The following is a 21617-nucleotide window of genomic DNA, read 5'->3' on the forward strand; positions in this document are numbered from 1 at the left end:
GCTAAAAAGAAACCATCTCCGAGGAGATGGTTTTGGTTTCAGGCGGCGTCTTCTTCAACCTCTTCATTAAGCGGCTTCAAAAGGTATTCAGATGCTTCGCGTGCCATGCGGCTTGCGCGGAACAACGCCTTTTTGTCTGACTTCAGTATCTTCAGCCAGTGATCGATATAGCTGTCGTGCTGCACTTCACCGTACACACCTAAGTGAGCACACAGGAATGCGCTTCCCAGCTCAGCAATCAGCTCCTCAAACGCATAAACCGGATCGCCAAATTTGCGCGATGTCGATGTTATGCCTTCCCGATCAAGTCGGTTGTGATGGCCGGTTGCATGCACCAGTTCGTGCAGCAAGGTTGAGTAAAAGTCTGCTGCGGTAAAAAACTGCTTACGTAGCGGCAGGACGATTTGATCCTTCAGTGAATGGTAATAGGCCCGGTTCTGCTCGGAATATGAGACGCGAACGCCAGATTCACCTGCAACAGTCACAATGTCATTGAAGATTGGCACGCTCACCGAATCCTCGGATTCTTCATCCAGAATTTCAGTTGGAGCGCTGCTGAATCTCTCCGGTAGCTCATCGCATTGCTCAGTATTGAACAGCATTATGCTGCGCAGCATGATGCGTTGCTCCATCAACGTTTCACCTTGAGCATCAATGCGCGGTTGGCCAGATTTATCGGTGGATTCAACTTCAAAAGGTTTAAAGAACACCGCCATAGTCGCTTTCTCGCCTTTACGAACGTTGCCACCGGCAGCTTGTGCCTGCTTCCACGTCAGCCAGCGATTGGAATTAAACCCTTGCTCCTCAGCTGACAGCCACAACAGCATTATGTTGACGCCGTTGTAGTGCCTACCGGTCGATGCATTGGATGGTATCGGTGATCCAGCGGATCGCTTGCTGTCTCGCCACGGTTTACGCCAGGGTAAAACTCCTCGCTCGATCGACGCGATGATTTTGTCGGTGACTTGTTGGTAGAGATCAATTTGATTGGTTTGTGACTTACGGGATTTGCGTTTGGTCGGCATGGGATACTCCTTACGTGGCGTATCCCTTCCCATAATGGCGAAGTGATACGCCACTGGGCAGGTTGAAATTGAGGGTGATTACTCGGGGTTGTTCAGGATTGCTTCAGGTATTGGCCATTGGCCACCTAAGTGCTTCGTTAGCCACTCCTGGACATCAAGCCATTCTGCAAGCGTGCCATCCGATGAGATGTCATAGCAGCCGATGCAGAATCGATGTGCCAGTAGTAGCGTGGCTTTCACCATGAAGTCATAGGGCCGGTCTGGAGACCAGTTGAACGATGTCTTACAGAATTCACTGCCGGACGAATGTTGGCCAAGGTAGAAACTTTCATACTCAAGATCTTCCTTCTCTTCGCCGTTAAAAGAGATAGCGGGTTGTCGAATACCGCTTTGTACTATCAGATCAGCGGGCTGCAGAAGTGGATAACGTCCATCGCTTGTGCAAAGCACCAACGGTTGCTTATAGCCGGGAACATGCCGGTTTTGTATTATCAAAAACACGTTTGATAGCTGTACGGTGAACAGTAACCACTGATCGTCAGGAACTGATTTCAGTTGGGTGAAGCAATGGCAGTAGCCCATAGGTAAATCCTCCAGATGTGACAAAGGGGATTTATCCGCTAACGGGAATAAATCCCCGTTAGGGTGGGTAATGCGTGCCGTAAGGCGAGGTGATGAGAGAACCTTGACCATCTAAGATGGCACCCGCTCTAAAGGTGTACGGGTATAGGGACCGCCAGTTGGCGCTTCTTTCAGGTCCGTGAAGCTTCAGAGTATAGGGACATTTTGGTATACAATTAATAGTTATTCAAGGATTGTGAGTTTTTTTAATATAAATTGGGACAGCAATGAGCACATCTATTAACGATTCCATTTGGAAAACACTCCTAACGACAATCATTCCTTTGTGCTTAGGTACGCTTATTTTTGGGATGATGCTTGAGTCATACAAAAATGAATTAAACTTTCGTGGCGATATCATGAAGGATTACTATTCTCCCTTGGTTGGTAAACAAAGAGAATGTATTGAGATTGGAGATTCTCTAGCTAAAGATTACAACTCAATGGCAGGTAACTATGTGGTGATGATGAATCAGTATAAGTTAATGCTGAAGGGCCAGTCACCTAGATTAACAGATGAGTATAAAGAATATTTGGTGGGTCTTTTGAAAAATGCAGAGGATTTCTCTGGCAATGCTGATGAACATAGGAATTCATTATCGAAATGTCGTGATGAACTACGTCAAACCTATATAAATGTGGCGCTTGTAACAGGAACCCTGGAGAAATTCAAAGGCATTGATGACGATAGAAAAATCATTTTGGAAGGAATTGATACAAAAGGATTTGAAGCAAAAAGAAAATTAAATGAGTCTATAAAGGATATTAATTTAATCCAGGTGATTAATTCATACTTCATAGCTGGCGATGCGGGTGATAAGAGAAATAATGAAAATGATAAGTATACAGATGAGTTGATTACATCAAAAGTTCAGCCGTTAATTGAATTCTTCTCATTCATAGCGACTCTCGAAAAGGAAAAAAATCAAAGCTATTTAACCCTTTCAAACAAGTACAATGCCATTTTAGAATCAGAAATCAGTTCTCGATACAAAAGGAATTGGTTTTCGAGGACATTTTTTTAAACGTCATATATTATAAATTTTAGAAATATATGCCCCCCTCATATCTCCATGCCCCAAATCCATTGAAACCATCGCCTCAGCTTCTTTCCTGCTGAGGCCATTTTTCATATGCCACTCTGTAGCCTCTCGCGAATATGCATATCTCAAGCTATGCGGTGCTTCTTTCCCTGAAAGCCCTGCATACTTAGCCACATTTCGGTAACGATCGATCGCACTTCTCAGCCCAGCTTTATCAACCAACTTGCCGCCATGTTCTGACGAGTAAGCCACCGCTGCGTTCAAGCTTCGCACCAGTTCTTCACGCCTAACGACCGTTGTATCTCTCGGCCTGCCACCTTTGGTACCGAACACTACGCGCAACCGTTCATCCCCACGCGCTAGCGCTTGCTGCCACGTCTTAAGTGATTTTGCCGACTGCACCGCTTCCTCAGTTCTCAATCCGAGATAACGCGCAATCTCCATCGCCAACGCAACGCCTTCGTCTTTATTTCGTGCAAGGGCGAGCGCCTCGTGAAAGCGTTCGTCCGTAATCGCCGTCTTTGATCCGGCTCGACTGGCACCAGACAGGTTGAGTGCATCGTTACTCAATTTCTCATGCTTGGGATCAGCCAGTTTTGTCCTGCCTGCAGTGGCCAAGATCGCGCGCAGCGCCGCCATCTCGTTTTGCAGCGTGCGTTTTGAAATATTATCTGCCAGCCGGCTGCTGACATAATTCTCGATGTGATGCGTCTTAATATGGTTCACGTCCCTGATCTGGATGTTGAGTTTCAGCATCTGCTCAGCCAGCCGTGCGGCTATACGCGAACGATCGGCAACGGTTTTGAAACTGCCGCCAGATTGTCTGGCCAAAGTCACCAGCTGTTTGCTGAACTGCTTGTTTCCTCGCGACATACATCCTCCAAAAAACATCTCTACCCCGACGGCACGGTTTCAGGTTGCGCTTCCTGCGTCTCAGCGGATATCTGTGCATCGGGGCGGCGAAATGTTGAGTTGTTGCGAGGTCCCCACAGCTCTCAGAGCTGATCGCGGCTAATGCCGGTTCCTGATTTCTCAGGACGCCTCCGTCCGTCAGGTTCGCTGACGTCGCCTTGATATCGCGTTGATTTCCTCCTCAGATAAGTTGCCAACGTTTATGGAATGTTGGGTTAGTTGATGGTTGTAATAACGGACTACGTGTTGGTCAGACGGTAAGCGTCGTCGCAGAAGGCCGTATTACGTGGTGTTGACGTATACGCGCTACGCGCGTCACTTGGTTGTTGCTGCGCGCCAACGCAAGTGACGCGCGCAGCTTCTGCCTGTATGTGCGAGGTCCGTTCGTCGCCAAATGTTCCAAATGGCGGAAACGGTCACGCAAACTGGCCGTGCGCAGTAGCTGGTATCGATGAGATGAAGTTGATTGAACCGTAGTGAAGTGGTGGAAACCTTGGGCGTTGCTTTTGCCCGCTACTTGCAAAGGTTGAGTAGCTTTGCCGGTTATCCCGGATGCAGCCGCCAAATGGCGTTTCTCACAGGCTGCTGAAACTTTCGCTGATGACCGCCGCTAAGGTGCCCCTTTCAGGTCATGAGGGCTTTGTTGGTTGCGTAAACAACTATGGCAACAGGCCCAAACTAGCAACATTGCATTTGACGGTCAACAGGCGATATAGGTTGCATCATCAGGTATTGGGATTAGACTTTAGGATATACATTCTGGAATTGAGGCAATAGTGCGCAATCAAAATTGGCATTTCAGAGGTAAACTTAAAACGATTAAGAATAAAATCCCTGCTTCGACAAGCAGTAAAGCTCTCCTCGCTTGTATAATCTTGGCGGTTGCACTTTTCCTTTTTTACTATCTTTCAGGGATTATATTTATTGTCGCTACAATTGTTCTCGGTTCTTTAATTTATGGTAATACCGAAAGCCATGTTGCGGATCACAATAGCACCGTTTTTGAAGATGACGATGAGTCACGAGGGGATGGTTATCGTGATGGGCCAGAAGGATATGGATATTATTCAGGTGGCGTGAGAGATGATGATTGAGATTAACCTATTAATGCAGAGTTAATTATTTCGTTGCGTTTGTCGCTTTAATTTATCCAAGGGTTAATTCGGCGCATCCGTTGCGCCTTTCATTTCATCCTATTCTACCACCGATTTTTTCTCCGACTTTTCCAGCAGCAGACTGAGTTGATTTCACACCTGAACTCATTGCATCGGCCAAACCGCCAACTCTAATTCCAGCCCATGAAAACGCAGTCACCCACAGCATGGGTAAGAAAATAAACATCGCGCCCATAACAAAGTTCATAATCAAATCGTCAGAACTATTCTGGAATCCAGCCGCATTCCAGCGACTATGCGTATCAGAACTATAAAGCGCTTCCATTAACCAACTGTCGAGCCAGCGCGCCAGTTCCCACCAGAACGTCAGGAAATTAAGCGCAAACACCACAAAGCTGACAGTAATAACGGTTTTGAACTCATAACTCCCAAACGCCAATATCAATGGCAGCATCACGTATATCGCCATTAGCAATAATGCCTGCACCATCGGTAATGCCTGGCGCATCGCATCAAATGCTGGAAACGCCGCCAGACTACCTAATGACATTCCCGCAATACCGCCAATTCGGCTGGCGGAGTTATCCAGTGTGAAATCGGCATTGCCGCCATAACCGGCATAGGTGTGGCCATTCTGCGAAACAGTCAAACTTTCGGGGCTGACCAGGCGGCGAACAATGCTCTCTTTATATTCGGCGTTGTCCTTGCCCATCATTTTCAATGCGGCGGACATGCGCAGCCACATACCGGTTGAAGCCTGATCGACCACTCGCGCCTCAAGCCCGGTATCGGCGCTGGACCACCATTCGCGGCAGGTTGGATAACCGCCGCGACCGGTGTCCGGTCTGCCGCTGTCGCGGCTTTCGTTCCACGGGAATGATGCGCGTGGCGTCTTGGATTGCAGCTGGTCGTAATAACCGCTGCCGTTCAAAAATGTGTTGCTGCCCAGCCATTCAACATCGCGTAGTGCATCTTCTTCTTTGGTTTGCCCCTGATCCTGCTGCTTCCAGAGGTAGAGCGCCAGCGCGTAACAATCGTTGGTGAAATCCTGTAGCTCGGCGGCGAGCGCCGGATTGCTGATGCGAGTGTGCTGCACTTCAAAGCGCAGTTGACGCAAATCCGGGCGGCAGGGAATTGTGGCCACAGCTGCCTGAGTTATGCCTTTGGATAGTTTGTGCATAAGCACCCACCAAATTGGCGCTGCAGCCGTTTGCCCATCCATGCTGCTAATGATCGTTGAATACCCGCTTTCATCCGGCGCTTTTGGCGTCCAGGTGCCGCAGCTCTTGGAGCGGGATTCATCGTATTGAATGCTGTCGAGGCTGACATTAATGATTGGCAGGCAGCAAACCAGCATGACGAAAAACGCGCTATAGAGCGCGTTCTCGATGCGTGGCAGTGACAGCTTACCTTTGTTGCCCTCGTCATCACCTTCCTCGCGCACCTTGAGCCAGATCCCAACCACTTTGAATATCAGCGGCACGGCAAACAGGCCAGTGGATATCAGAAGACCCCAGATGCCGTTATTGATGATCCAACCCAGCAGGGTAAGAAAGAACTCCAGATAGCTGTTCGTGCTCATCAGTGGCCTCCTGTTGTGGAGTACAGCGCCCATTCCATAACGACGATATAGAGCGTGCCAATGCTGCATATGCGAAGAATCATGCGACGCCAAGTGGGATCTGATTTCTTCAATTGCCAGCATTGATAAGCGAAGTAAGCGGTCACTGCATAAATCACCAGCCGCCATATCAGCCATGCTAACCAGGTTTTATCAAACCATTGCATGAGATGCGTTAGTGCTTCAGGTGATTTACTGGCAGACCAGAACAAAGCCAGAGCGATGCAGACTATTGCGGTGAGCGTTAACAGCCATGCGAAAACCTTCAAAAATTTACGCATCTCACTCCTCCCCGGATGGTGCGGAAAGCTGATTGAAGCGCGAATCGGTGTTCTCATGCGACTGGCGCTGCGGGTTCGTTGTGGCGCGATTGTTCTCGCGGTCGATGATGGTCAGCACGGAGTTACGCGCCAGTTCGCGCTTCAGTTCCATCTCATTCTTGAGCGCATTGATTTCCCGATCGAGCGATTCGACGCGACGATCGCCTTCCTGTAGCGCTTCAGGCATGGCTGCGGCATTTGGTTCCGACTGGCCGGTCACAATCATGCGACGCATCAGCAGCGCGGTTTCAACCGTGTCAGCCATCGCCAGTTCACCCGCCAGGCGGCCAACCAGCGCCGCATTGTCCGGGTCACGCTGCAGCGCTTTGATCACGCCGCTGGTGATCGCCAGGCTGCCGGTGCGCAGTTTCGCCAGATTCTCGGCGTTAGGTTTCTCCGCGCCATTAACCAGCTTCACCAGTTGCTCACCGTTGATGCGCGTGGCTTCTTCCAGCATCGGTGAAAATCCGGTTCCAGCCACGCTGGCGCCAGGTTGCTGATCGATATCGCCATCGGTACATTGCGAGGCATCTTTACAGGTGCGAATCGAGCGATCGCCGAGCACTTTAACCACCGCTGCTGCGGCTTCTTCTGAGCTGGAGAACTTACCGCAGCTACCACCCGTGCAGCTGTCACCGCTGACGCTGCCGGTGCTGTTGACCGGCAGATTATTCATCATGTTGTAGCCAGCGGCAGACAGGTCATGAGTCGGGCGAATCGCGCGCTGACCACGACCGCCACGTTTTTCGCCACCCACCCAATTGCTGCCTGACTCGCCAGTAACTTTTTCACCGGCATCGTTTACGCGTATCGCGTCTGCGTCGCCGCTGTTCACCAGCTTCTTGTACTCATCCATCGCGGCTTGCTGCGTCCATTTGCTAGAGTCCGAGAAATCCACCATGCGTTTGGCCATGTTCTGGCAGTTAAGCTGCGCCTTGTCGAAGGCCACATTTGCCTGCAGCACGCCATTGGTCAGCATTTCATACAGGCCAGGATTGGCGCGTTGGATCACCATCGCGGGCAAGCTAGCCACCGCGCCGGTTGCGCCCTGAACCACATCACCCATCAGATTTTTGAAGCCGTTGGTCATACCGTTGAGCTGGTTGCCCACGGTAGTTTTCAGATCGAAGTTGCCACATTGCAGATCCGAGCTCCAGCCAACGTCCAGTCCCAGCTTCTGCATGCTGCTGCGCGTGGCGGGCTGTGAAATCACCGAACCACCACCAAGGGTATAAAACAGCTTGTCGGACACTGCGCCGCTGGCGCTTTTGCCGTAACCCATGCTGCTGTCCTGCACCTGCGGCAGTGAAACATCAAACGCCTGTGCGCTGATAGCAATCAACAATGCAGACGCGGCGGATAAAAAACGAGGGATCATGATTCACCTCCAAAGTCGGTGCTGTAGAGGAAGGTCTGGCCGCGTCGCTGACAGCAGCTGTATGGCTGCCAGAGTGCGAAGGCTTCATTACCATCAACGGCTGGCGTGAAATTGCCATCCGGGAACACGGCGCAGGTTTCGCTGAGTTGCGGCGATAGCCGCTGCCATTTGTGGTTTTTGAATCCGGTATTTTCTTCAACCGGACCTGGCGGCCAGTATCCAGGGGAAGGATTGCCTTTGAGGGTTTGATAAACGTGCGGCTGGCCAGTGCGGGTGATGATGTCGGCCACACGTTGCGCCACTACTGCCGCCGCTTTGTCGTCATCGGTCTGCGTGACGAAGCCCGATCGCGGATAAACGTTGCTCCACATATTGGCCGTTGCCTGGCTGCCGATCTCACGCATACCTGGCACCAGTGCTTCCGGGTAAAGCGATTCCGGTATGCCGCTGCGCCAGGCCAGCGTATCGAGCGTGCTGAGGAAATAAGGGTTCAACGGTGTTGCGGCGCTTTTGCAGGAATAGCCCGATATGCTGCCGCCAATCAGCGAAGTCGCTGGATGGCCAATCGCATCGGCATATTTGAAGTGCAGATTGGTTTTGCGTTTACCCGGTGCTTTTAGCTCCTCATTGCCGCCACCGGCTGGCACGCCGTACATGCCATTTTCCAGCCCGCCAGCCGTCTGGCTGACGAACGCCATTTCTCTCCAAGGATTCGCGCCCCGTTGGGCATAGGCCGACACTACGGCTTCAGGTATGAAGTGCGTCACTTTCACTGAAGTGCGCACCTTGCAGCCAAACGGTGTGCAGAACAGCCAGTAGCAAATCCCACTGACGCGCCAACTGATGCATGAAGGAGAAACCGCACTCGCGATAATCTGGGCGCTGGTGATCGCCGCTTCAGTTGCTGGCTGCATTGCAGAAAAAAGCAACGCAGCGCCAGCCAGTTTCGCGCGCGTCATTGATGGCCACCTTGCGTGCGAATGTTGCTGGCAAGTTCAACATCAGTGGTGCCATACACCACATCAACGTCATCAAACACCACGGCGGGATATTTCTCGATGCCCAGCTTCCATGCAGCGATTACGCCTCGCCAGGCTTCAACTATCTGATGCTGTTGCTTGACATTCATTTGCTGTAGGCCGCTTTTCGCCTCCTGAGCCGCGCGAGCAGGATCACTGCTGAATTGGCCAAACATCGCATTCTGTTGCCTGTCTGGTGCATCGAGAAAAACAACGCGAGTATTGGCATCCGCATTGATGGCAGGATGATTCGCAGTGGTAAAAACGGTAATCGCAGCAAAGGTAGGCGATGCCGAAAGCATCAGTACAAGCGGAAGCAGCGCTCTCATCAGACTTACTCCACAAAGTGAGTGAAGCCATTACGTTGCGCTGGAAAACTGAGCAACACAGTAAACAACTCTGTGCTGGATTGCGGAATTAAATAAATCCCCAGCCCAAAGGGGTGCAGAACAACTTACCTTGGGAAAGATGTAACCTTTGGACTGGAGACGGGCACACTATGCTAATTTCAGGACCAGTACACAATTAAGTGAGGTCTGATTTGTGCGTCATTTTGTGTGCTTAGCTGCAAGTTTGTGCGCCAGATAAAGTTCCAGGTAAAGCAGGTCCGCTGCATCCACCACGGTCATGTACCAGCGCGGATGATGATAGTCATCTTCCGTTGGCCAACTCAGATGACTATTCACTGTAATCAGCAGGTCAATCGAGCTGCACAGCTTGCCTTTGAAGTGCAGCGCAAGGCATGAATGACTGCCAACGCGCTGCGGATGGCTGGTGATCTGCACGGGTGGATTAACGCGCGTACGAATCTCATCGCATAGCCTGTCCAGTAATGTCAGGTCGCTCACCAGGATTTCAGGTTCACCCTGCGGCATCAGAGTAAACAGCGTGCGCGCAGCATGCCGGGAAATCGCTGTGGTAATGCGGGGTACGGGATATTTTAGTTTTAACATACGGCTCCCTGATTAAACGGCGGCAGACTTGAGGCCACGCGCTGCATCAAGCTGGCGAGCAACGATCACTGCAGCTTCAAGCTCGCTACAGTTGTGCTCTTTCATCAACTTGCGGCGTTCGGCTTTTTCTTCTTTCTCGGTCATGCCAAGAGCAAGGTAGAGGCTGGGCGGCACAGCGCGGAACAGTGCTTCGGTTTTCTTCGAAAGCACCACGCCTTCGGTATAGCAGCGCGGCAGCTTACTCGCAGAAAGCAGTACCGATTTTTGCTCATCGCTCAGCTTCTTAAAGCGTGCGATTTGCTCCACTTCATCAGGCGGCATTGTTAGGCACAGCCACCATTCGGCCATGTTCAGCATCTTCTCGGCGATGTCCGGGTAATCCGCCAGGTTTTGCGTCGCCATCCACAGCCAGGCACCGAGCTTACGCCACATCTTGACCACTTTGGTCATGTATGGCGACAGCAGCGGATTGGTAGTAGTAATGTGCGCTTCATCAATGGCGAAGACGATTTCGCGGTCGAGATACTGGTCGCGCTCGGCGATGTTGTTGATGGTGTTCACCAGGGAAACCATCGCCAGCGCCATTTGTGCACCGTAGTTTTCGCGCGCCAGCGTACCCAAGTCGATAAGCGTGACATCGGCTTCTGGCCACGGCGTACCGGGGCGGTTGAACAGCTCGCCTTCGAAGCCGCTGGTAAACATCGACATAGCTCCAGCCATTTCATCAGCGCGTGCGCGACGGCGCTCGGTCAACAATGGCTGGCCGCTGCTGTCCACGCTGTTATCGCGTGCGATGGCAAACAGTGCAGCCTGCAGATCTTCAGCAATCATCTGGCGCGATTCGTCGTAGCTGGTCTGTGCCGCCATCATAATGGCCTCACGGATCAGGCCACGGTCAGAGCGCGTTAAACGTTCCTCTTCGCGCTTTTCGCCACCGGTAATCATCATGCGCGCGGCGATTTCCATCTCGCCGAGGATGTCGCGCTGTTCATCGCCATCATCTTCATCGGCGTCCGGGATGTCGGCTTCGTTAAGCTGCAACTGCTCCGGTTTGAGGTCTAGCAACTGATGCGCGTCGGCAAACAGCGCCAGGCTGACGCCGCAGCCGGGACGGATGCCTATTTTATTCACCGTCAGGCCAAGGCTTTCGCAATAGTCGGCATACAGACCAAACGAGTTACCGGCTTCGGCAATAAACAGACGCGGGCGGTGAATGGCCATTAGCTGGGAAAGCGTCGCGCACAGCGTGGCCGACTTGCCCGCGCCGGTTGGTCCGAACAGCAGCATATGGGCGTTCTGCGTGCGGTCCTGCTTATTCATCGGGTCGAATGTCAGCGGTTCACCGCCGCGATTGAAGAAGCTGAAGCCGGGATGACCGCTGCCGGTGGCGCGGCCAGTCACCGGCAGCAAACCGGCCAAGTGCTGCACCCACGTCAGGCGCGTATACCAGTGGCGGCGATCTTTCTGCGGGTTGAAGCACATCGGCAGCGCGCGCAGCCAGGTATTCAGCGGCGAAACGTTGTATTCAGGTCGCACCGGCTGCAGGCCAGATGTCAGCAGCACCGCCGACATATTTTGCTGGCGTCGGTTGAGATCGGCCAGATCGTTGCCGCGCAGCATGAATGTCAGCGCGCCGCGATACAGCTTGTGGCGACGGCCTAGATACTCTTTCACTTCGCGCACATCCTCACGCACGCGCCCGGATTCGGTGTTTTCACCTACGGCGTTTTTGGCCAGCTTAATGAAGTCGTTTTCCAGCACGTCCTGCGGCTGGGAAACGATGGTCAATGAAACCACCGTGCCCTCGGGCAGCAAATCCATCAGCGCATTAATATGCTCACCGCGCGCCATTTCACCTGTCAGCATGCCAGGTTCAGGCGGGCGGCGCAGACGCTCAATGGCGATCGCGCGATGCGGTTTGTCATCGAACCACCACACGCCGTTTTCGTTGTCGGAACGCGGCGGCGTGTACCACAGCGTTTCGGCAAAATCGTTGGTCATCGGCAGCTCGCCCGCTTCGGCATCATGATGTTTCGCGGCGGCGTAAAACGCTTCTTTGCTCAGGCCGTGCTGCGGATCGGGATTGAACAGACGCAGCAGCCATTCATGAATTTGTGCGCCGGTCTGACGCTTGCAGGCAACGCCAGACGCTCCAAGCGATGCCGCCAGCCGGTCGCAAACCTGATTCAGCATGGTGACGGGCGGCAGCGCGTGAACATCTTTCACACCTTTGCTGGCACCCGGCACCCAGCGATAAATCACCATGCGCGTGCGGCGCTGCTGCCCGCGCCATGGCTGGCCAGTGACCAGCGTGTCGCGGAACAAACCTGTTGGAATGGCGATGTCCCGCAAATGGCGTTCGGTTTCACCCAGCCAGGCGTTGGTAAATTCCGTGCCGCGCGCCCAGGGTTTTACGTACTCTTTGACCGTGTTCAGATAGGGCGATGGATCGTCTTCATCCTGGCAAAAGAACTGCACCACCCAAGGGGATATATCGTCTTCTTCCAGGCTGTCCTGCAGCGCATCTTCCACCTGATCGCGGATCTCCTCCAGGCGCGCGGCGGTGCGTCCCTCGGACGAAATCGGCGTGATGGTATAAACCGCGCCAACCGAAACGCCATCATCGAGCAACAGACATTTATCTTCCGGCAAATATTCGGCCCACGGCAGGTAATCAATGATGGAAGGTTTAGCGTGATACAGCGCCGCTTCATCCTGCACCGTCATTTTGCCAGGGCGCGGCAGTGGTTGCGGCTGGCTGCTTTCGGGGATGCTGCTGTCTTCCGGGGTGGGCTTTTTAAACAGGGAAAACATCATTACAGATCCTCCGTGCGCTCACCCGGCAAGGCGTACTGCACCTGACTGTAAAACGGAAACACCGTGCTGTAGCCGGGAACCGGCGAGTTGCCACCGGCAAGATGCGGAAACACGTACATCACCATGTCGGGATTTGGCAGGCGCGGGAACTGCTGCGTGATCTCGCTTTCCTGCGTGCGGCTGTATGAATGGTCGAGTTTGTCAGCACGCTGATCTTCCGTTTCACTCAGCGGTCGGCGCAGCGCTTCACGCCCCTGCGCACCGCGCTGAGCCGAACCGCTCGCACCTTTGCCTTGCCACAGCTCCAGCATGTTGCTGTCGCCCGCTGGCAGCATTTCATCTTTTGACGTACTGCAGCCTGAAATAACCGAAACCAGCGCGGCGAACGCGACCGGCATTAATGCTCTGTACATGCGCAATCCCCTTAATCCAGTCCAATACGCGCGGCATTACCCGGCACACTGAAGTCGTAACGCACCTTGCGGCCTTTATCTTCGTAATCGATCGCCAGCTGCTGCGTGATGTGAACGGCGAGATTCGCTCCGGGCGGCACATACACTGCGTCGAACGTCTGGCCATAGCGCTGTTTCACCCATTCGGAAACATCGCCGACGCCACCGGCAATCGCTTTGCCCATCGCCGCCTGTCCGGCATCGCCGGTTAGCGTCGAAGTCACACCGCCGTAAGCGTTGGTTTGCCCGGTACGCTGATTTTCGTTTAGCGCTTCACCGGCAGCGGCTGCGCCGGAAAGCGTGAAGAGCGTTGGCAGATAAGTTGATGCGTTGGATTTACGTGTGCCGCTGATGCAGGGAATTCCGGCTTCATCCGAAATCCAGCCAATTCCGCCATCCTGCTTTTTGCCACCATCCTGGCCGTTGCTCTTGCCGTTGTTATCCGGGCGCGGCAGCGTGCGCACCCGGCCATCACTGAAGACGAAGGTGATAGAGTTCACCTGGCCGCGCACGCAGGAGAGCGTCCAGTCGCCAGATGCTGTGCCGGAAACAATCGCGCCTTCAACATCGGGTAAATCGATGCCGTTGGCCGTCAGATTGTCGCGGCCAATCAGCACTTTGAATGGGTAAGGATCGGTAACGGTGCCATTAATCGGCACACGGCCCAACAGCGCGGTCATGCCTTTGCTGCCAATCAGCGTGGAGTTTTCCGGCAGAGTGTAAACCGGCTCGGTGCTTTCCTCCTCTTTCTGGCTGTTGGAGTAGCCTTTTACCTTTTGCTCGTAGTTGCTTTTGCTCTTACTGAGCGCGTTATCGTCGAGGAACGATGTTGGAAAAGCACCCATGACTGATTTGCTGTCACCGTTAGTCGTACCAGCATCAGCGCCGCTGCTGCGCTGGTCGCTGGGTGAAACCCACATCACGCCATCATTAGTGTTGCCACTGGCAACATCTTCCAGTCCGAGCCCTAGGGGAATATCGCTGTTGTTCTGATCCTGCTTATCAGATGCCATGCGTTTGGCCAGCTGGTTGCTCAGTTCCTGCACTTTACTGGTCAGGGATTGCTGTTCCTGCTGCAACTGCTGGCGACGGTCTTCGGCAATTTTCTGATAGTTCGAAACCGCTTCGTTAACCTGACCGGCAACGTTCTGGTTACGTGTACGCAAACGCTCATTTTCTTTCACCAGGTCGAGATTCTGGCGGTCGAGTGTTTCCTGCTTGCCGCGAATGGTTTTGAGCGTGCCAACCAGCGTACGCAGCGTATCTTCTGGCGTATCACCTTCGACGCCCAGCGCCTTAAGTTCGGCAGGCGTCAGATCGGCCAGCGCTTTGGGCTTTTCTGGCGTGGCGCTGGTTTTCTCGGTCTCGTTTTTGATGCTGCAGCTTTTCATGCCCACCGCGACGCCCGCGAGCAGGAAAACTGGCACCAGCACTTTGACCAGCGTGTTAGATTTAATCTGCATGCTGTTTACCTCGCGCTTTGCGGCTCACCTTCGCCTCAGGAATCAATGCGTTTTCGGGGCGCAAATCCATTACCAGGTAAAGCATGGTGGTGTCTTCAGGCGTGCCGACTAAGCCAAGAAAACGATGCTGGAAAGTGGCGGAGACAAACTTGCCCTGTAGAGAGCGAGGATCGAGAATGATTCTGCGGCTGGTCATGTTACGCACATGAAACGCTACTACGTTCTGACTTTGCACCGCCCAAGCGGCGATGGGCTGGATATCTAAAGGTTCAGCGGGATAGAGCGTGGTAATGCGGCTGGGTAATTGCAGCGGCAGCGAACGCACGCCGGGAACCGGCTCAACCGTGCGCAGCGGGGCATACAATCGCTGCGATGCGTAACGCGTGAGCAGCACTGGCAGCGGCGCGGAGTAGCTGACTTTCTTCTCTTCTTTGGCTGTGTTGGCTTGCTCTGGATTAACAGAGGCTTCGCTATCACTACCTTCATAAACCAGCTTTACCGGCTCGGCTGAACCTTTCGCGCCAGCTGTGACATCGAGCATGATGATCTCGCCGTTCTCCACATCCTGCAGTTGAACGCGTGTCTGGGAAAATGCTTCGTTCGCTTTCAGGTACACCGCGCCGCCAGTGCTTTGCACGCGCAGCTTGCCCTTCAGCGCTGGCGCGATACCGACGCGCACATTTTTATCGACGAATACCACGCGCTCCTGGCCAACCTTGAGCGTGACCTGCAACGGGATACGCTCCCATTTCATCAATTCAACTGCCTGAACCGGATTCGGCGTAAGTGTTGCCACTGGCAACACCGCGAACATCAGCCTGCAGGCAACATGCAATCTGGTGAGCGTATTCATCAAAACATCCCCTTATGCTCAGGCTTAGGTTCTGGTGGTGCGGCTCCGAGTCGTTGCGGAACGCTGTCGTAGCAATCCAGCGCCAGGCCAAACTGATTGGTTTCGGGATCGCCATTCCAACGGGTAACTTTCATCGGATAACGCACCATCGCGCGCTTCACCGGCTCGGTGTGGAAATACTCGTCAGCCACCAAATCCAGCTGCGCAACCCAGTTGTCACGGTCGCGCACTGTGACGCTTTTGGTGCTGTAGCCGCGCTCGGGGATTTCATACACCACGCGTACACGGTCAATAAGCTCATTGCGGTTGGTGCGCTCGGTGGCATCTCGTTCCAGAAAGTCTTTGCAGCCCGGCGTCAGGTAAGGCGACAGCGCCCGAATCTTGGCGGGATAGTCGATCTCACCGTTTTTCGGCCAAGCGTTGAGCTGCTGGAAGATATAGAAAGCAAAGGCGTAAACCGATGACGGCGGCACTTCCCACCAGGGACGTGTGCTGCCGGTGCGCAAGTCTGGCGGGTTATGAATGGTCATGCTGCGTGGCGCGAGCATCCAGCCAGATGACGTGATCAGCACCAATAGAATGAGGAAAGCGCAGGCGATGCGCAGCGATTTGATGTGCTGATCGCTGCGTTGAATAGCATTGCGGAACTGGCTCATTTTCCGGCTCCCTTCGGTGTACGGCGCAGAGTCCAGCTGTGTGAGCTGATGATGAGAGAACGATCGCCATAGCCCATCCGGCGTTTTTTCTCCTCCAGCCGCTGCCAGATGTAGTTTTCTGGCTTGCCGCGTTTAAGGCGGGCCATCCAGCGCCCGCCAAACGCTATGAGTAGCAGCGGCATGAGCAGCATCCCGGTCGGGATGATGACCCAGCCAACCAGTGGAAAAAACGGCAGACACACCACGCCGCCAACCGCTAATCCAATTAATGCCGCCAGCCCCAATTCCGGCGTGGTGAAACCGCGAAACACGACAGGTTCGGCATTCAGTCGATCGGGCAGGAAACGGATGGTCTGCACGCTTATCCCCTTACAGAATGATTTCGGCAGACTGACCGAGCAGCCAGATAGTCGCGACCAGCAGCACGACGCCGGTTGCGACGATGGAGCCAAACTTGGTCCAGGTAGCGCGCTCGTTACGCACTTCAACGAACGTATGCACCGCGCTGGTTGCGACGTTGATAAATGCCACGGCGCAGACCAGCAAACCCGCAAACACAATGAAGTCCTGCGCATAACCTTTGATCTGGCCCATCAGGCCGGTGCCACCGCTGGATTCCGGTGCTTCAACGGATGGCAGATCGGCCAGTGCCGGTTTGCAGGACAACCAGGCCAGAATCAACCCGGAACCCAGACGCATGGCCTGACGGTCTTTGAAGCGAGACAAGTGAACTAACTTTGATTTCATGGAACATTCCTCTTCGACGGGTAAAAGCACTTCGAAAATGTCTGCGTTAACTGGCGAACATCCAGATGCAGACGATCAGTAAAGCCACAGAACGGATAACAAATCGGGCAAGCGCGGCATCCCTGACTTTGGTGTTTGCCCAGCCATGCCAGACATCTACCGCCGCCCAAGCTGCCCAGAGAAACAGCACGCACAGTAGTAGCCCAACGGACACCAGATACAGAACGCTAATATCAATGTTGCCGGATGCCGTTTTAAACGCGTTGATCTGCGCGGCAGTCATCGCCATAGCGGACGGCCTCGCGTGTAATCGCCGCTGACCTTGCCGTAATCAATTGGCTGCGCACGCGAAGGTTGCGTGTAGCGGTCGATGCCAGCACGCATGGTGTTGAGGTCTTCATTGGCTTTTTTATAATCGAACAGGTAACGGCGGCGGTTATTGGGGTCAGACTGCGCGGCGACGGTTCGGGCGCGGTCGAGGGAGAGCTGGACTTGATCGAGCAGGCGCTGGGTTGTGGCGAGCTCGTCAAACTCTGAAGCATTAGCATTGTATGGCTGAAACATTACCAGTACAGAAACAACAAACATAACTCGTTGATACTTAGGAGTGGTTCTGATATTCATATGTTCACCTCTTCCGTTTTTTCTAAAAAAACAGAGTTCGGCATAAGTAACAAATATTAAATAAATAACCATCCAATGAATTAATCAAAAGGATTTACCTATGTATATAAAAAGCTTATCTCTTGTAAATTATAAAAACTTCGAAAGAGCAAAGTTCAATTTTATAAAGGATGAGGTTAATTCAATCATCGGTGAGAACGCCTCTGGTAAAACAAATGTTTTTCAGGCCATGAGGTTATTATTAGACGATTCCCTGCCATCTAATTCGAAATTTCTTGATAAGGATGACTTTTACAGAGGTATAGGTGAACCTTTTGGTCACTGGATCATCATTACAATTCATTTTGATGGTCTTAGCAAAAGCGAAGACTCTCAAGTTTTAGCCAATTACATTATCAACAATGAGGGCAAAAGAAAACTTGCTTCAGATGGGTTTTATACTTTCATATACAGACCAAAGCATAAATATAGACAAGAACTTTACTCATTAACCTGTAAGTCGGACAATTTATTTCAGCGGGAAATTGACGTCATTAGTTACCAAAAATCAAATGAAATATCTAGGGAAACGTATGAGGCTATATCATTTGTTCGAACCAAGGCGGACTTTACCGATAAGAAAGTTTATGACTCATTAGCAGGCGATTTTTCTGATTATAAGTTTCCCGATCCTAATGAAGAAGATAGTGAGATTTTAGGAAATAAAAAACCCAATTTATTCTCAATCACCAATGAAATTGCGTGCACATACGTCAAAGCCCTAAGAAATGTTGTGGCTGATCTAAAGTATTATAAGACAAACCCCTTATATCGATTACTAACACTAAAAAGTAAAGAAATCGACGATGAAAAAAAAGTAGTAGAAGATGTGGTTAAAATTAATGAAAAAATAACGAACATACCGCAAATTCAGACGCTCAGCGAAAAAATATCAAGTTCATTATTGAACACGGTGGGCTCAACATATTCTCCTAAAATAAAAATATCATCTCAACTCCCTGAAGATTTTACAGAGCTTGTTCAATCATTAGGTTTAATTGTTGAAGATTCGCATAATTATAATGGTACAGGTAGGATTGAAGATCTTAGCTTAGGTGGCGCGAATTTAATATACTTGGCTTTAAAGCTATATGAATATGAGCTAACACGCGATAGCGAGGAGCATATAACTCACTTTTTACTTATAGAGGAACCAGAAGCACATATCCATAACCATATTCAAAAAACACTATTCAATAACTTTAACTTTAAAAACACTCAAGTCTTCATTACAACCCATTCGACACAAATAAGTTCAGTATCGAAGATTTCGTCAATGAACATACTTTCCAGACATGAAGGTAAAACAGATGTCTTTCATCCCACCAACGGAATACCAGAAGAAAAGAGAATTTCAATTGAGCGTTATCTCGATGCTATAAGAAGTGACATACTCTTTGCAAAGAGTGTGATACTTGTTGAAGGGGATGCAGAATTGATACTAATTCCAGGTATGGTAAAAAAAATACTTGGTTTGAGTCTGGATGAAATGGGAATCACATTAATAAAGATGGATGGCACTGTCTTTACACATATAGCTGATTTATTTCACAATAACAGAATCAGGAGATATTGCGCAATTTTAACAGATCTTGATGCAGCTTTTGTTAAAAATGTAGATGTTAATTTTTCTGCTAGCTATATAAAAGATCTAATCAATGCTGAGGAAAGTGGTGCGGCTAGGAAAAAAGCATTAGATAGTTATATAGAGGATAACGAGTACGTAAGCGTTTTTTATTCTCAAAATACTTTTGAAACTGAACTGGTTTCATATGATGACAACTTTGATATATTTGAAGGCGTGATAAATAAAGAGTATGTGCAAGGGGCAACAATTGAAAAAGCTATTGCAGAAATTAAAGATGCCAATCATGCTATCAGATATAAAAGAGTTCTAAGTCTTGCAAATAAAATTGGGAAGGGTTGGTGCGCTACAAAAATGCTAAGTTACATTGACTGTAGTAATATGATCCCGGATTATATTATCAAAGCCATAAAGTTCTCTTTATCGGAAAGAAACCTAGATGAAATATATAAGAAAATGATGGAGTTTAATCTTGAATCTTTCCCTGAAGAATACAGAAACGATGTTAACTCAAGGGAAGATTTTGCAGAAAAAGTCCAGGCATATAAAGAATGGTATCATGACTCATTCATTAAATTTTGGGAGGCATGATGCCATACAAGAATCTAACAAAAGAACAAATCAAGGCAGTCGAGTTTACTGATAATTTGCTGCTAACAGCATGCCCAGGCTCTGGTAAAACCAAGGCTTTAGTTTCAAAACTATTTTATCTTATTGATAACAAGATACATTTGGGTTTTGGAAAAAGACTTGTCGTGGCTATAACCTATACAAATATTGCAGCAGATACAATCATACAGAGATTGGGTGAGTTTGGCATTTCCAGTAATTCACTATGGGTAGGAACAATACACTCATTTTGTTTGAAATGGATCATTAAACCTAACCAGAATAAAATAAAAAGGCTTTGCAAGGGATTTGTTATAGTTGACGAGTACGAGAGGGAGTTAATTGTAGATGAGATTAAAAAGAAATTTAACTACAAGGAGAAAAACCCAGTAGTAACTGGTCTTAATGCTAACTATCAACCGATTTATGAATTAGGAACCATTGAATATAAAATTGTCATGGCGTATCACTCCTATTTGAGGGAGATCAAATCAATAGATTTTGATTTGATTTTAAATATTAGTAATAAACTCTTAATGGAGAATAAAGAAATAGCGATTCGCTTAGGTGGTTTAATTTATCACATGCTAATTGATGAATATCAGGATACTAATAGCATACAATATGAAATAGTTAGGATGATAAGCTCTTCAAAAAAAACGACATTCACATTTATCGGTGATATTGAGCAAGCCATCTATACTGGTCTTGGTGCTGAGGTTAAAAACAAAAAAGAACTACAATCATTTTTCGGATTTCCAACGCTTACTGAGTTGAAACTCACCGGCTGTTTCCGAAGCAGTCAAAGAATCGTAGATTTTTACTCCAAGTACCAAGACTCTGGTTACAAGATAAATTCTCTATCAAAATTGGCAAACTTCCCTTCAGTTATTCACCTTGAAAAAAATATAGAGTTAAATCAATTGGCAAGGTATGTTTCCGATATTGTTCATATCCATATGCAGCAAGGAATAAGTGAAAGAGAAATAGTTATACTATGCTCAAGTTGGTACGACGTTCATAGCTTATCAAAAGAAATAGACATATTAGATACAAAGTTCAAAATTAATGGTTTTTTGATATCTCCCATACCTAAAAATCAGGACAACATTTGGTTGGACTTGATTAAGTTATATCTGACGCCTCCAAGCCCAGAATCATACTCTTTCAGAGGGCATATTTCTTTAAGGCTATCTGAAAATCTTCAGGAGATTTATGGAGTAACACCCACTCTCCTTCCTAATAAAATACTGAAAAACATTAACTCAATCTCAATTCAAGAAGATAGTATATGTGATTGGATTGAAAGTTTAATCGATTCTTTTTGTAGGCAAAGCAGTATTGAATTGTTAAATTCATTAGGGGAAAATAATAAAAATAGTCTAATTACCTCAACCGAAGAGCGGATTAAAAAGTATTCATTCACTTATACATCGTCTGATTTACCAAGGTTCTTTTCAAGCCCTGCGGGAGTGAAGATAACTACAAATCATTCAACAAAAGGGGATGAGTATGATGTTGTTATTTGCACTGGTTTATTGAAGGGCAAAGTACCTCATTGGGGAGATATAATCGGCTGTAGCGATGATCATCAAAATTACATTGCCAGAAGATTGCTATATGTAATCGCTTCTAGGGCTAGAAAGCATCTGTATTTTATCTCTGAGAAAGGACATAAAACACAGAAAGGTAGTAATTATGTACCCACAGAGCAAATTTGATATGTCTTCTGCCGCGCCGCACCTGCGGCTTGCCTGCTGACGAC

Annotated in this window: 21 protein-coding genes; 4 read left to right on the forward strand and 17 right to left on the reverse strand. The window is 49.9% G+C overall.

The annotated features are described in order from the left end of the window. Positions 1 to 38 precede the first annotated feature (38 nt). On the reverse strand, positions 39 to 1025 hold the full coding sequence (locus ACPUC7_RS05870; RefSeq protein WP_494922115.1) for an ArdC family protein: 987 nt from the start codon (positions 1023 to 1025) through the stop codon (positions 39 to 41). A gap of 78 nt (positions 1026 to 1103) precedes the next feature. After that, positions 1104 to 1718 (reverse strand): hypothetical protein, encoded by a 615-nt coding sequence (locus tag ACPUC7_RS05875; RefSeq protein ID WP_494922116.1) that lies wholly within the window; start codon positions 1716 to 1718, stop codon positions 1104 to 1106. A 155-nt stretch (positions 1719 to 1873) separates the two neighbouring features. On the opposite strand from ACPUC7_RS05875, the gene ACPUC7_RS05880 reads away from it, so the two are divergent. Next, positions 1874 to 2671, forward strand: a complete 798-nt coding sequence (locus tag ACPUC7_RS05880; protein WP_494922117.1) for a hypothetical protein — start codon at positions 1874 to 1876, stop codon at positions 2669 to 2671. A 3-nt stretch (positions 2672 to 2674) separates the two neighbouring features. Here the strand turns inward: ACPUC7_RS05880 and ACPUC7_RS05885 are convergent, their stop codons facing one another. Further along, positions 2675 to 3562: an integrase domain-containing protein gene (locus ACPUC7_RS05885; protein ID WP_494922118.1), complete on the reverse strand. Its 888-nt coding sequence runs from the start codon at positions 3560 to 3562 to the stop codon at positions 2675 to 2677. Between the two features lie 815 nt (positions 3563 to 4377). Between ACPUC7_RS05885 and ACPUC7_RS05890 the strand changes: the two genes are divergently transcribed. After that, complete coding sequence (locus ACPUC7_RS05890) at positions 4378 to 4695, forward strand: hypothetical protein (protein ID WP_494922119.1); 318 nt, start codon at positions 4378 to 4380, stop codon at positions 4693 to 4695. Between the two features lie 94 nt (positions 4696 to 4789). Here the strand turns inward: ACPUC7_RS05890 and ACPUC7_RS05895 are convergent, their stop codons facing one another. The 14 genes from ACPUC7_RS05895 to ACPUC7_RS05960 form a co-directional block, all read right to left on the reverse strand. Beyond that, positions 4790 to 6298 carry a conjugal transfer protein TraG N-terminal domain-containing protein gene (locus ACPUC7_RS05895; RefSeq protein WP_494922382.1) on the reverse strand — a complete coding sequence of 503 codons (1509 nt, stop codon included), beginning with the start codon at positions 6296 to 6298 and terminating at the stop codon, positions 4790 to 4792. Between the two features lie 321 nt (positions 6299 to 6619). Beyond that, complete coding sequence (locus ACPUC7_RS05900; RefSeq protein ID WP_494922120.1) at positions 6620 to 8035, reverse strand: integrating conjugative element protein; 1416 nt, start codon at positions 8033 to 8035, stop codon at positions 6620 to 6622. Continuing rightward, positions 8032 to 8994 (reverse strand): TIGR03756 family integrating conjugative element protein, encoded by a 963-nt coding sequence (locus tag ACPUC7_RS05905; RefSeq protein ID WP_494922121.1) that lies wholly within the window; start codon positions 8992 to 8994, stop codon positions 8032 to 8034. The genes ACPUC7_RS05900 and ACPUC7_RS05905 overlap by 4 nt, the downstream gene beginning before the upstream one ends. Beyond that, positions 8991 to 9383: a TIGR03757 family integrating conjugative element protein gene (locus ACPUC7_RS05910; RefSeq protein WP_494922122.1), complete on the reverse strand. Its 393-nt coding sequence runs from the start codon at positions 9381 to 9383 to the stop codon at positions 8991 to 8993. The genes ACPUC7_RS05905 and ACPUC7_RS05910 overlap by 4 nt, the downstream gene beginning before the upstream one ends. A gap of 219 nt (positions 9384 to 9602) precedes the next feature. Next, on the reverse strand, positions 9603 to 10007 hold the full coding sequence (locus tag ACPUC7_RS05915; protein WP_494922123.1) for a hypothetical protein: 405 nt from the start codon (positions 10005 to 10007) through the stop codon (positions 9603 to 9605). Between the two features lie 12 nt (positions 10008 to 10019). After that, entirely contained in the window at positions 10020 to 12824 is a 2805-nt protein-coding gene (locus tag ACPUC7_RS05920) for a conjugative transfer ATPase (protein WP_494922124.1), read from the reverse strand. Further along, positions 12824 to 13237: a TIGR03751 family conjugal transfer lipoprotein gene (locus ACPUC7_RS05925; protein WP_494922125.1), complete on the reverse strand. Its 414-nt coding sequence runs from the start codon at positions 13235 to 13237 to the stop codon at positions 12824 to 12826. Before ACPUC7_RS05925 ends, ACPUC7_RS05920 begins: the two co-directional genes overlap by 1 nt. An 11-nt stretch (positions 13238 to 13248) precedes the next feature. Continuing rightward, the gene (locus ACPUC7_RS05930) at positions 13249 to 14739 is read right to left on the reverse strand and encodes a TIGR03752 family integrating conjugative element protein (RefSeq protein WP_494922126.1); all 1491 of its coding nucleotides are present in this window, start codon (positions 14737 to 14739) and stop codon (positions 13249 to 13251) included. Continuing rightward, positions 14729 to 15592 (reverse strand): TIGR03749 family integrating conjugative element protein, encoded by an 864-nt coding sequence (locus tag ACPUC7_RS05935; protein ID WP_494922127.1) that lies wholly within the window; start codon positions 15590 to 15592, stop codon positions 14729 to 14731. The genes ACPUC7_RS05930 and ACPUC7_RS05935 overlap by 11 nt, the downstream gene beginning before the upstream one ends. Then, positions 15592 to 16248, reverse strand: coding sequence for a PFL_4703 family integrating conjugative element protein (locus ACPUC7_RS05940; protein WP_494922128.1), 657 nt, complete (start codon positions 16246 to 16248; stop codon positions 15592 to 15594). Before ACPUC7_RS05940 ends, ACPUC7_RS05935 begins: the two co-directional genes overlap by 1 nt. Next, complete coding sequence (locus ACPUC7_RS05945; RefSeq protein ID WP_200538992.1) at positions 16245 to 16607, reverse strand: TIGR03750 family conjugal transfer protein; 363 nt, start codon at positions 16605 to 16607, stop codon at positions 16245 to 16247. The genes ACPUC7_RS05940 and ACPUC7_RS05945 overlap by 4 nt, the downstream gene beginning before the upstream one ends. 10 nt (positions 16608 to 16617) lie before the next feature. Further along, positions 16618 to 16995, reverse strand: coding sequence for a TIGR03745 family integrating conjugative element membrane protein (locus tag ACPUC7_RS05950; RefSeq protein WP_494922129.1), 378 nt, complete (start codon positions 16993 to 16995; stop codon positions 16618 to 16620). A 46-nt stretch (positions 16996 to 17041) separates the two neighbouring features. Then, a complete protein-coding gene (locus ACPUC7_RS05955) occupies positions 17042 to 17284 on the reverse strand; it encodes a TIGR03758 family integrating conjugative element protein (protein WP_008107119.1) in 243 nt (80 codons plus the stop codon). Then, positions 17275 to 17619, reverse strand: coding sequence for an integrative conjugative element protein, RAQPRD family (locus ACPUC7_RS05960; protein ID WP_494922130.1), 345 nt, complete (start codon positions 17617 to 17619; stop codon positions 17275 to 17277). The genes ACPUC7_RS05955 and ACPUC7_RS05960 overlap by 10 nt, the downstream gene beginning before the upstream one ends. Before the next feature lie 100 nt (positions 17620 to 17719). On the opposite strand from ACPUC7_RS05960, the gene ACPUC7_RS05965 reads away from it, so the two are divergent. Further along, the gene (locus ACPUC7_RS05965; protein ID WP_494922131.1) at positions 17720 to 19834 is read left to right on the forward strand and encodes an ATP-dependent nuclease; all 2115 of its coding nucleotides are present in this window, start codon (positions 17720 to 17722) and stop codon (positions 19832 to 19834) included. Then, complete coding sequence (locus tag ACPUC7_RS05970; RefSeq protein WP_494922132.1) at positions 19831 to 21573, forward strand: UvrD-helicase domain-containing protein; 1743 nt, start codon at positions 19831 to 19833, stop codon at positions 21571 to 21573. The genes ACPUC7_RS05965 and ACPUC7_RS05970 overlap by 4 nt, the downstream gene beginning before the upstream one ends. Positions 21574 to 21617 lie beyond the last annotated feature (44 nt).

The sequence above is a fragment of the Pantoea sp. CFCC18179 genome (assembly GCF_059412405.1).

Excerpts from the sequence above, each read along its gene's own strand:
- ACPUC7_RS05965 (WP_494922131.1), top strand. The coding sequence starts at position 17,720 with ATGTATATAAAAAGCTTATCTCTTGTAAATTATAAAAACTTCGAAAGA.
- ACPUC7_RS05880 (WP_494922117.1), top strand. The coding sequence starts at position 1,874 with ATGAGCACATCTATTAACGATTCCATTTGGAAAACACTCCTAACGACA.
- ACPUC7_RS05895 (WP_494922382.1), bottom strand. The coding sequence starts at position 6,298 with ATGAGCACGAACAGCTATCTGGAGTTCTTTCTTACCCTGCTGGGTTGG.
- ACPUC7_RS05925 (WP_494922125.1), bottom strand. The coding sequence starts at position 13,237 with ATGTACAGAGCATTAATGCCGGTCGCGTTCGCCGCGCTGGTTTCGGTT.
- ACPUC7_RS05885 (WP_494922118.1), bottom strand. The coding sequence starts at position 3,562 with ATGTCGCGAGGAAACAAGCAGTTCAGCAAACAGCTGGTGACTTTGGCC.
- ACPUC7_RS05970 (WP_494922132.1), top strand. The coding sequence starts at position 19,831 with ATGATGCCATACAAGAATCTAACAAAAGAACAAATCAAGGCAGTCGAG.
- ACPUC7_RS05915 (WP_494922123.1), bottom strand. The coding sequence starts at position 10,007 with ATGTTAAAACTAAAATATCCCGTACCCCGCATTACCACAGCGATTTCC.
- ACPUC7_RS05870 (WP_494922115.1), bottom strand. The coding sequence starts at position 1,025 with ATGCCGACCAAACGCAAATCCCGTAAGTCACAAACCAATCAAATTGAT.
- ACPUC7_RS05950 (WP_494922129.1), bottom strand. The coding sequence starts at position 16,995 with ATGAAATCAAAGTTAGTTCACTTGTCTCGCTTCAAAGACCGTCAGGCC.
- ACPUC7_RS05910 (WP_494922122.1), bottom strand. The coding sequence starts at position 9,383 with ATGAGAGCGCTGCTTCCGCTTGTACTGATGCTTTCGGCATCGCCTACC.
- ACPUC7_RS05875 (WP_494922116.1), bottom strand. The coding sequence starts at position 1,718 with ATGGTCAAGGTTCTCTCATCACCTCGCCTTACGGCACGCATTACCCAC.
- ACPUC7_RS05900 (WP_494922120.1), bottom strand. The coding sequence starts at position 8,035 with ATGATCCCTCGTTTTTTATCCGCCGCGTCTGCATTGTTGATTGCTATC.
- ACPUC7_RS05905 (WP_494922121.1), bottom strand. The coding sequence starts at position 8,994 with ATGACGCGCGCGAAACTGGCTGGCGCTGCGTTGCTTTTTTCTGCAATG.
- ACPUC7_RS05960 (WP_494922130.1), bottom strand. The coding sequence starts at position 17,619 with ATGAATATCAGAACCACTCCTAAGTATCAACGAGTTATGTTTGTTGTT.
- ACPUC7_RS05935 (WP_494922127.1), bottom strand. The coding sequence starts at position 15,592 with ATGAATACGCTCACCAGATTGCATGTTGCCTGCAGGCTGATGTTCGCG.
- ACPUC7_RS05955 (WP_008107119.1), bottom strand. The coding sequence starts at position 17,284 with ATGGCGATGACTGCCGCGCAGATCAACGCGTTTAAAACGGCATCCGGC.
- ACPUC7_RS05930 (WP_494922126.1), bottom strand. The coding sequence starts at position 14,739 with ATGCAGATTAAATCTAACACGCTGGTCAAAGTGCTGGTGCCAGTTTTC.
- ACPUC7_RS05920 (WP_494922124.1), bottom strand. The coding sequence starts at position 12,824 with ATGATGTTTTCCCTGTTTAAAAAGCCCACCCCGGAAGACAGCAGCATC.
- ACPUC7_RS05940 (WP_494922128.1), bottom strand. The coding sequence starts at position 16,248 with ATGAGCCAGTTCCGCAATGCTATTCAACGCAGCGATCAGCACATCAAA.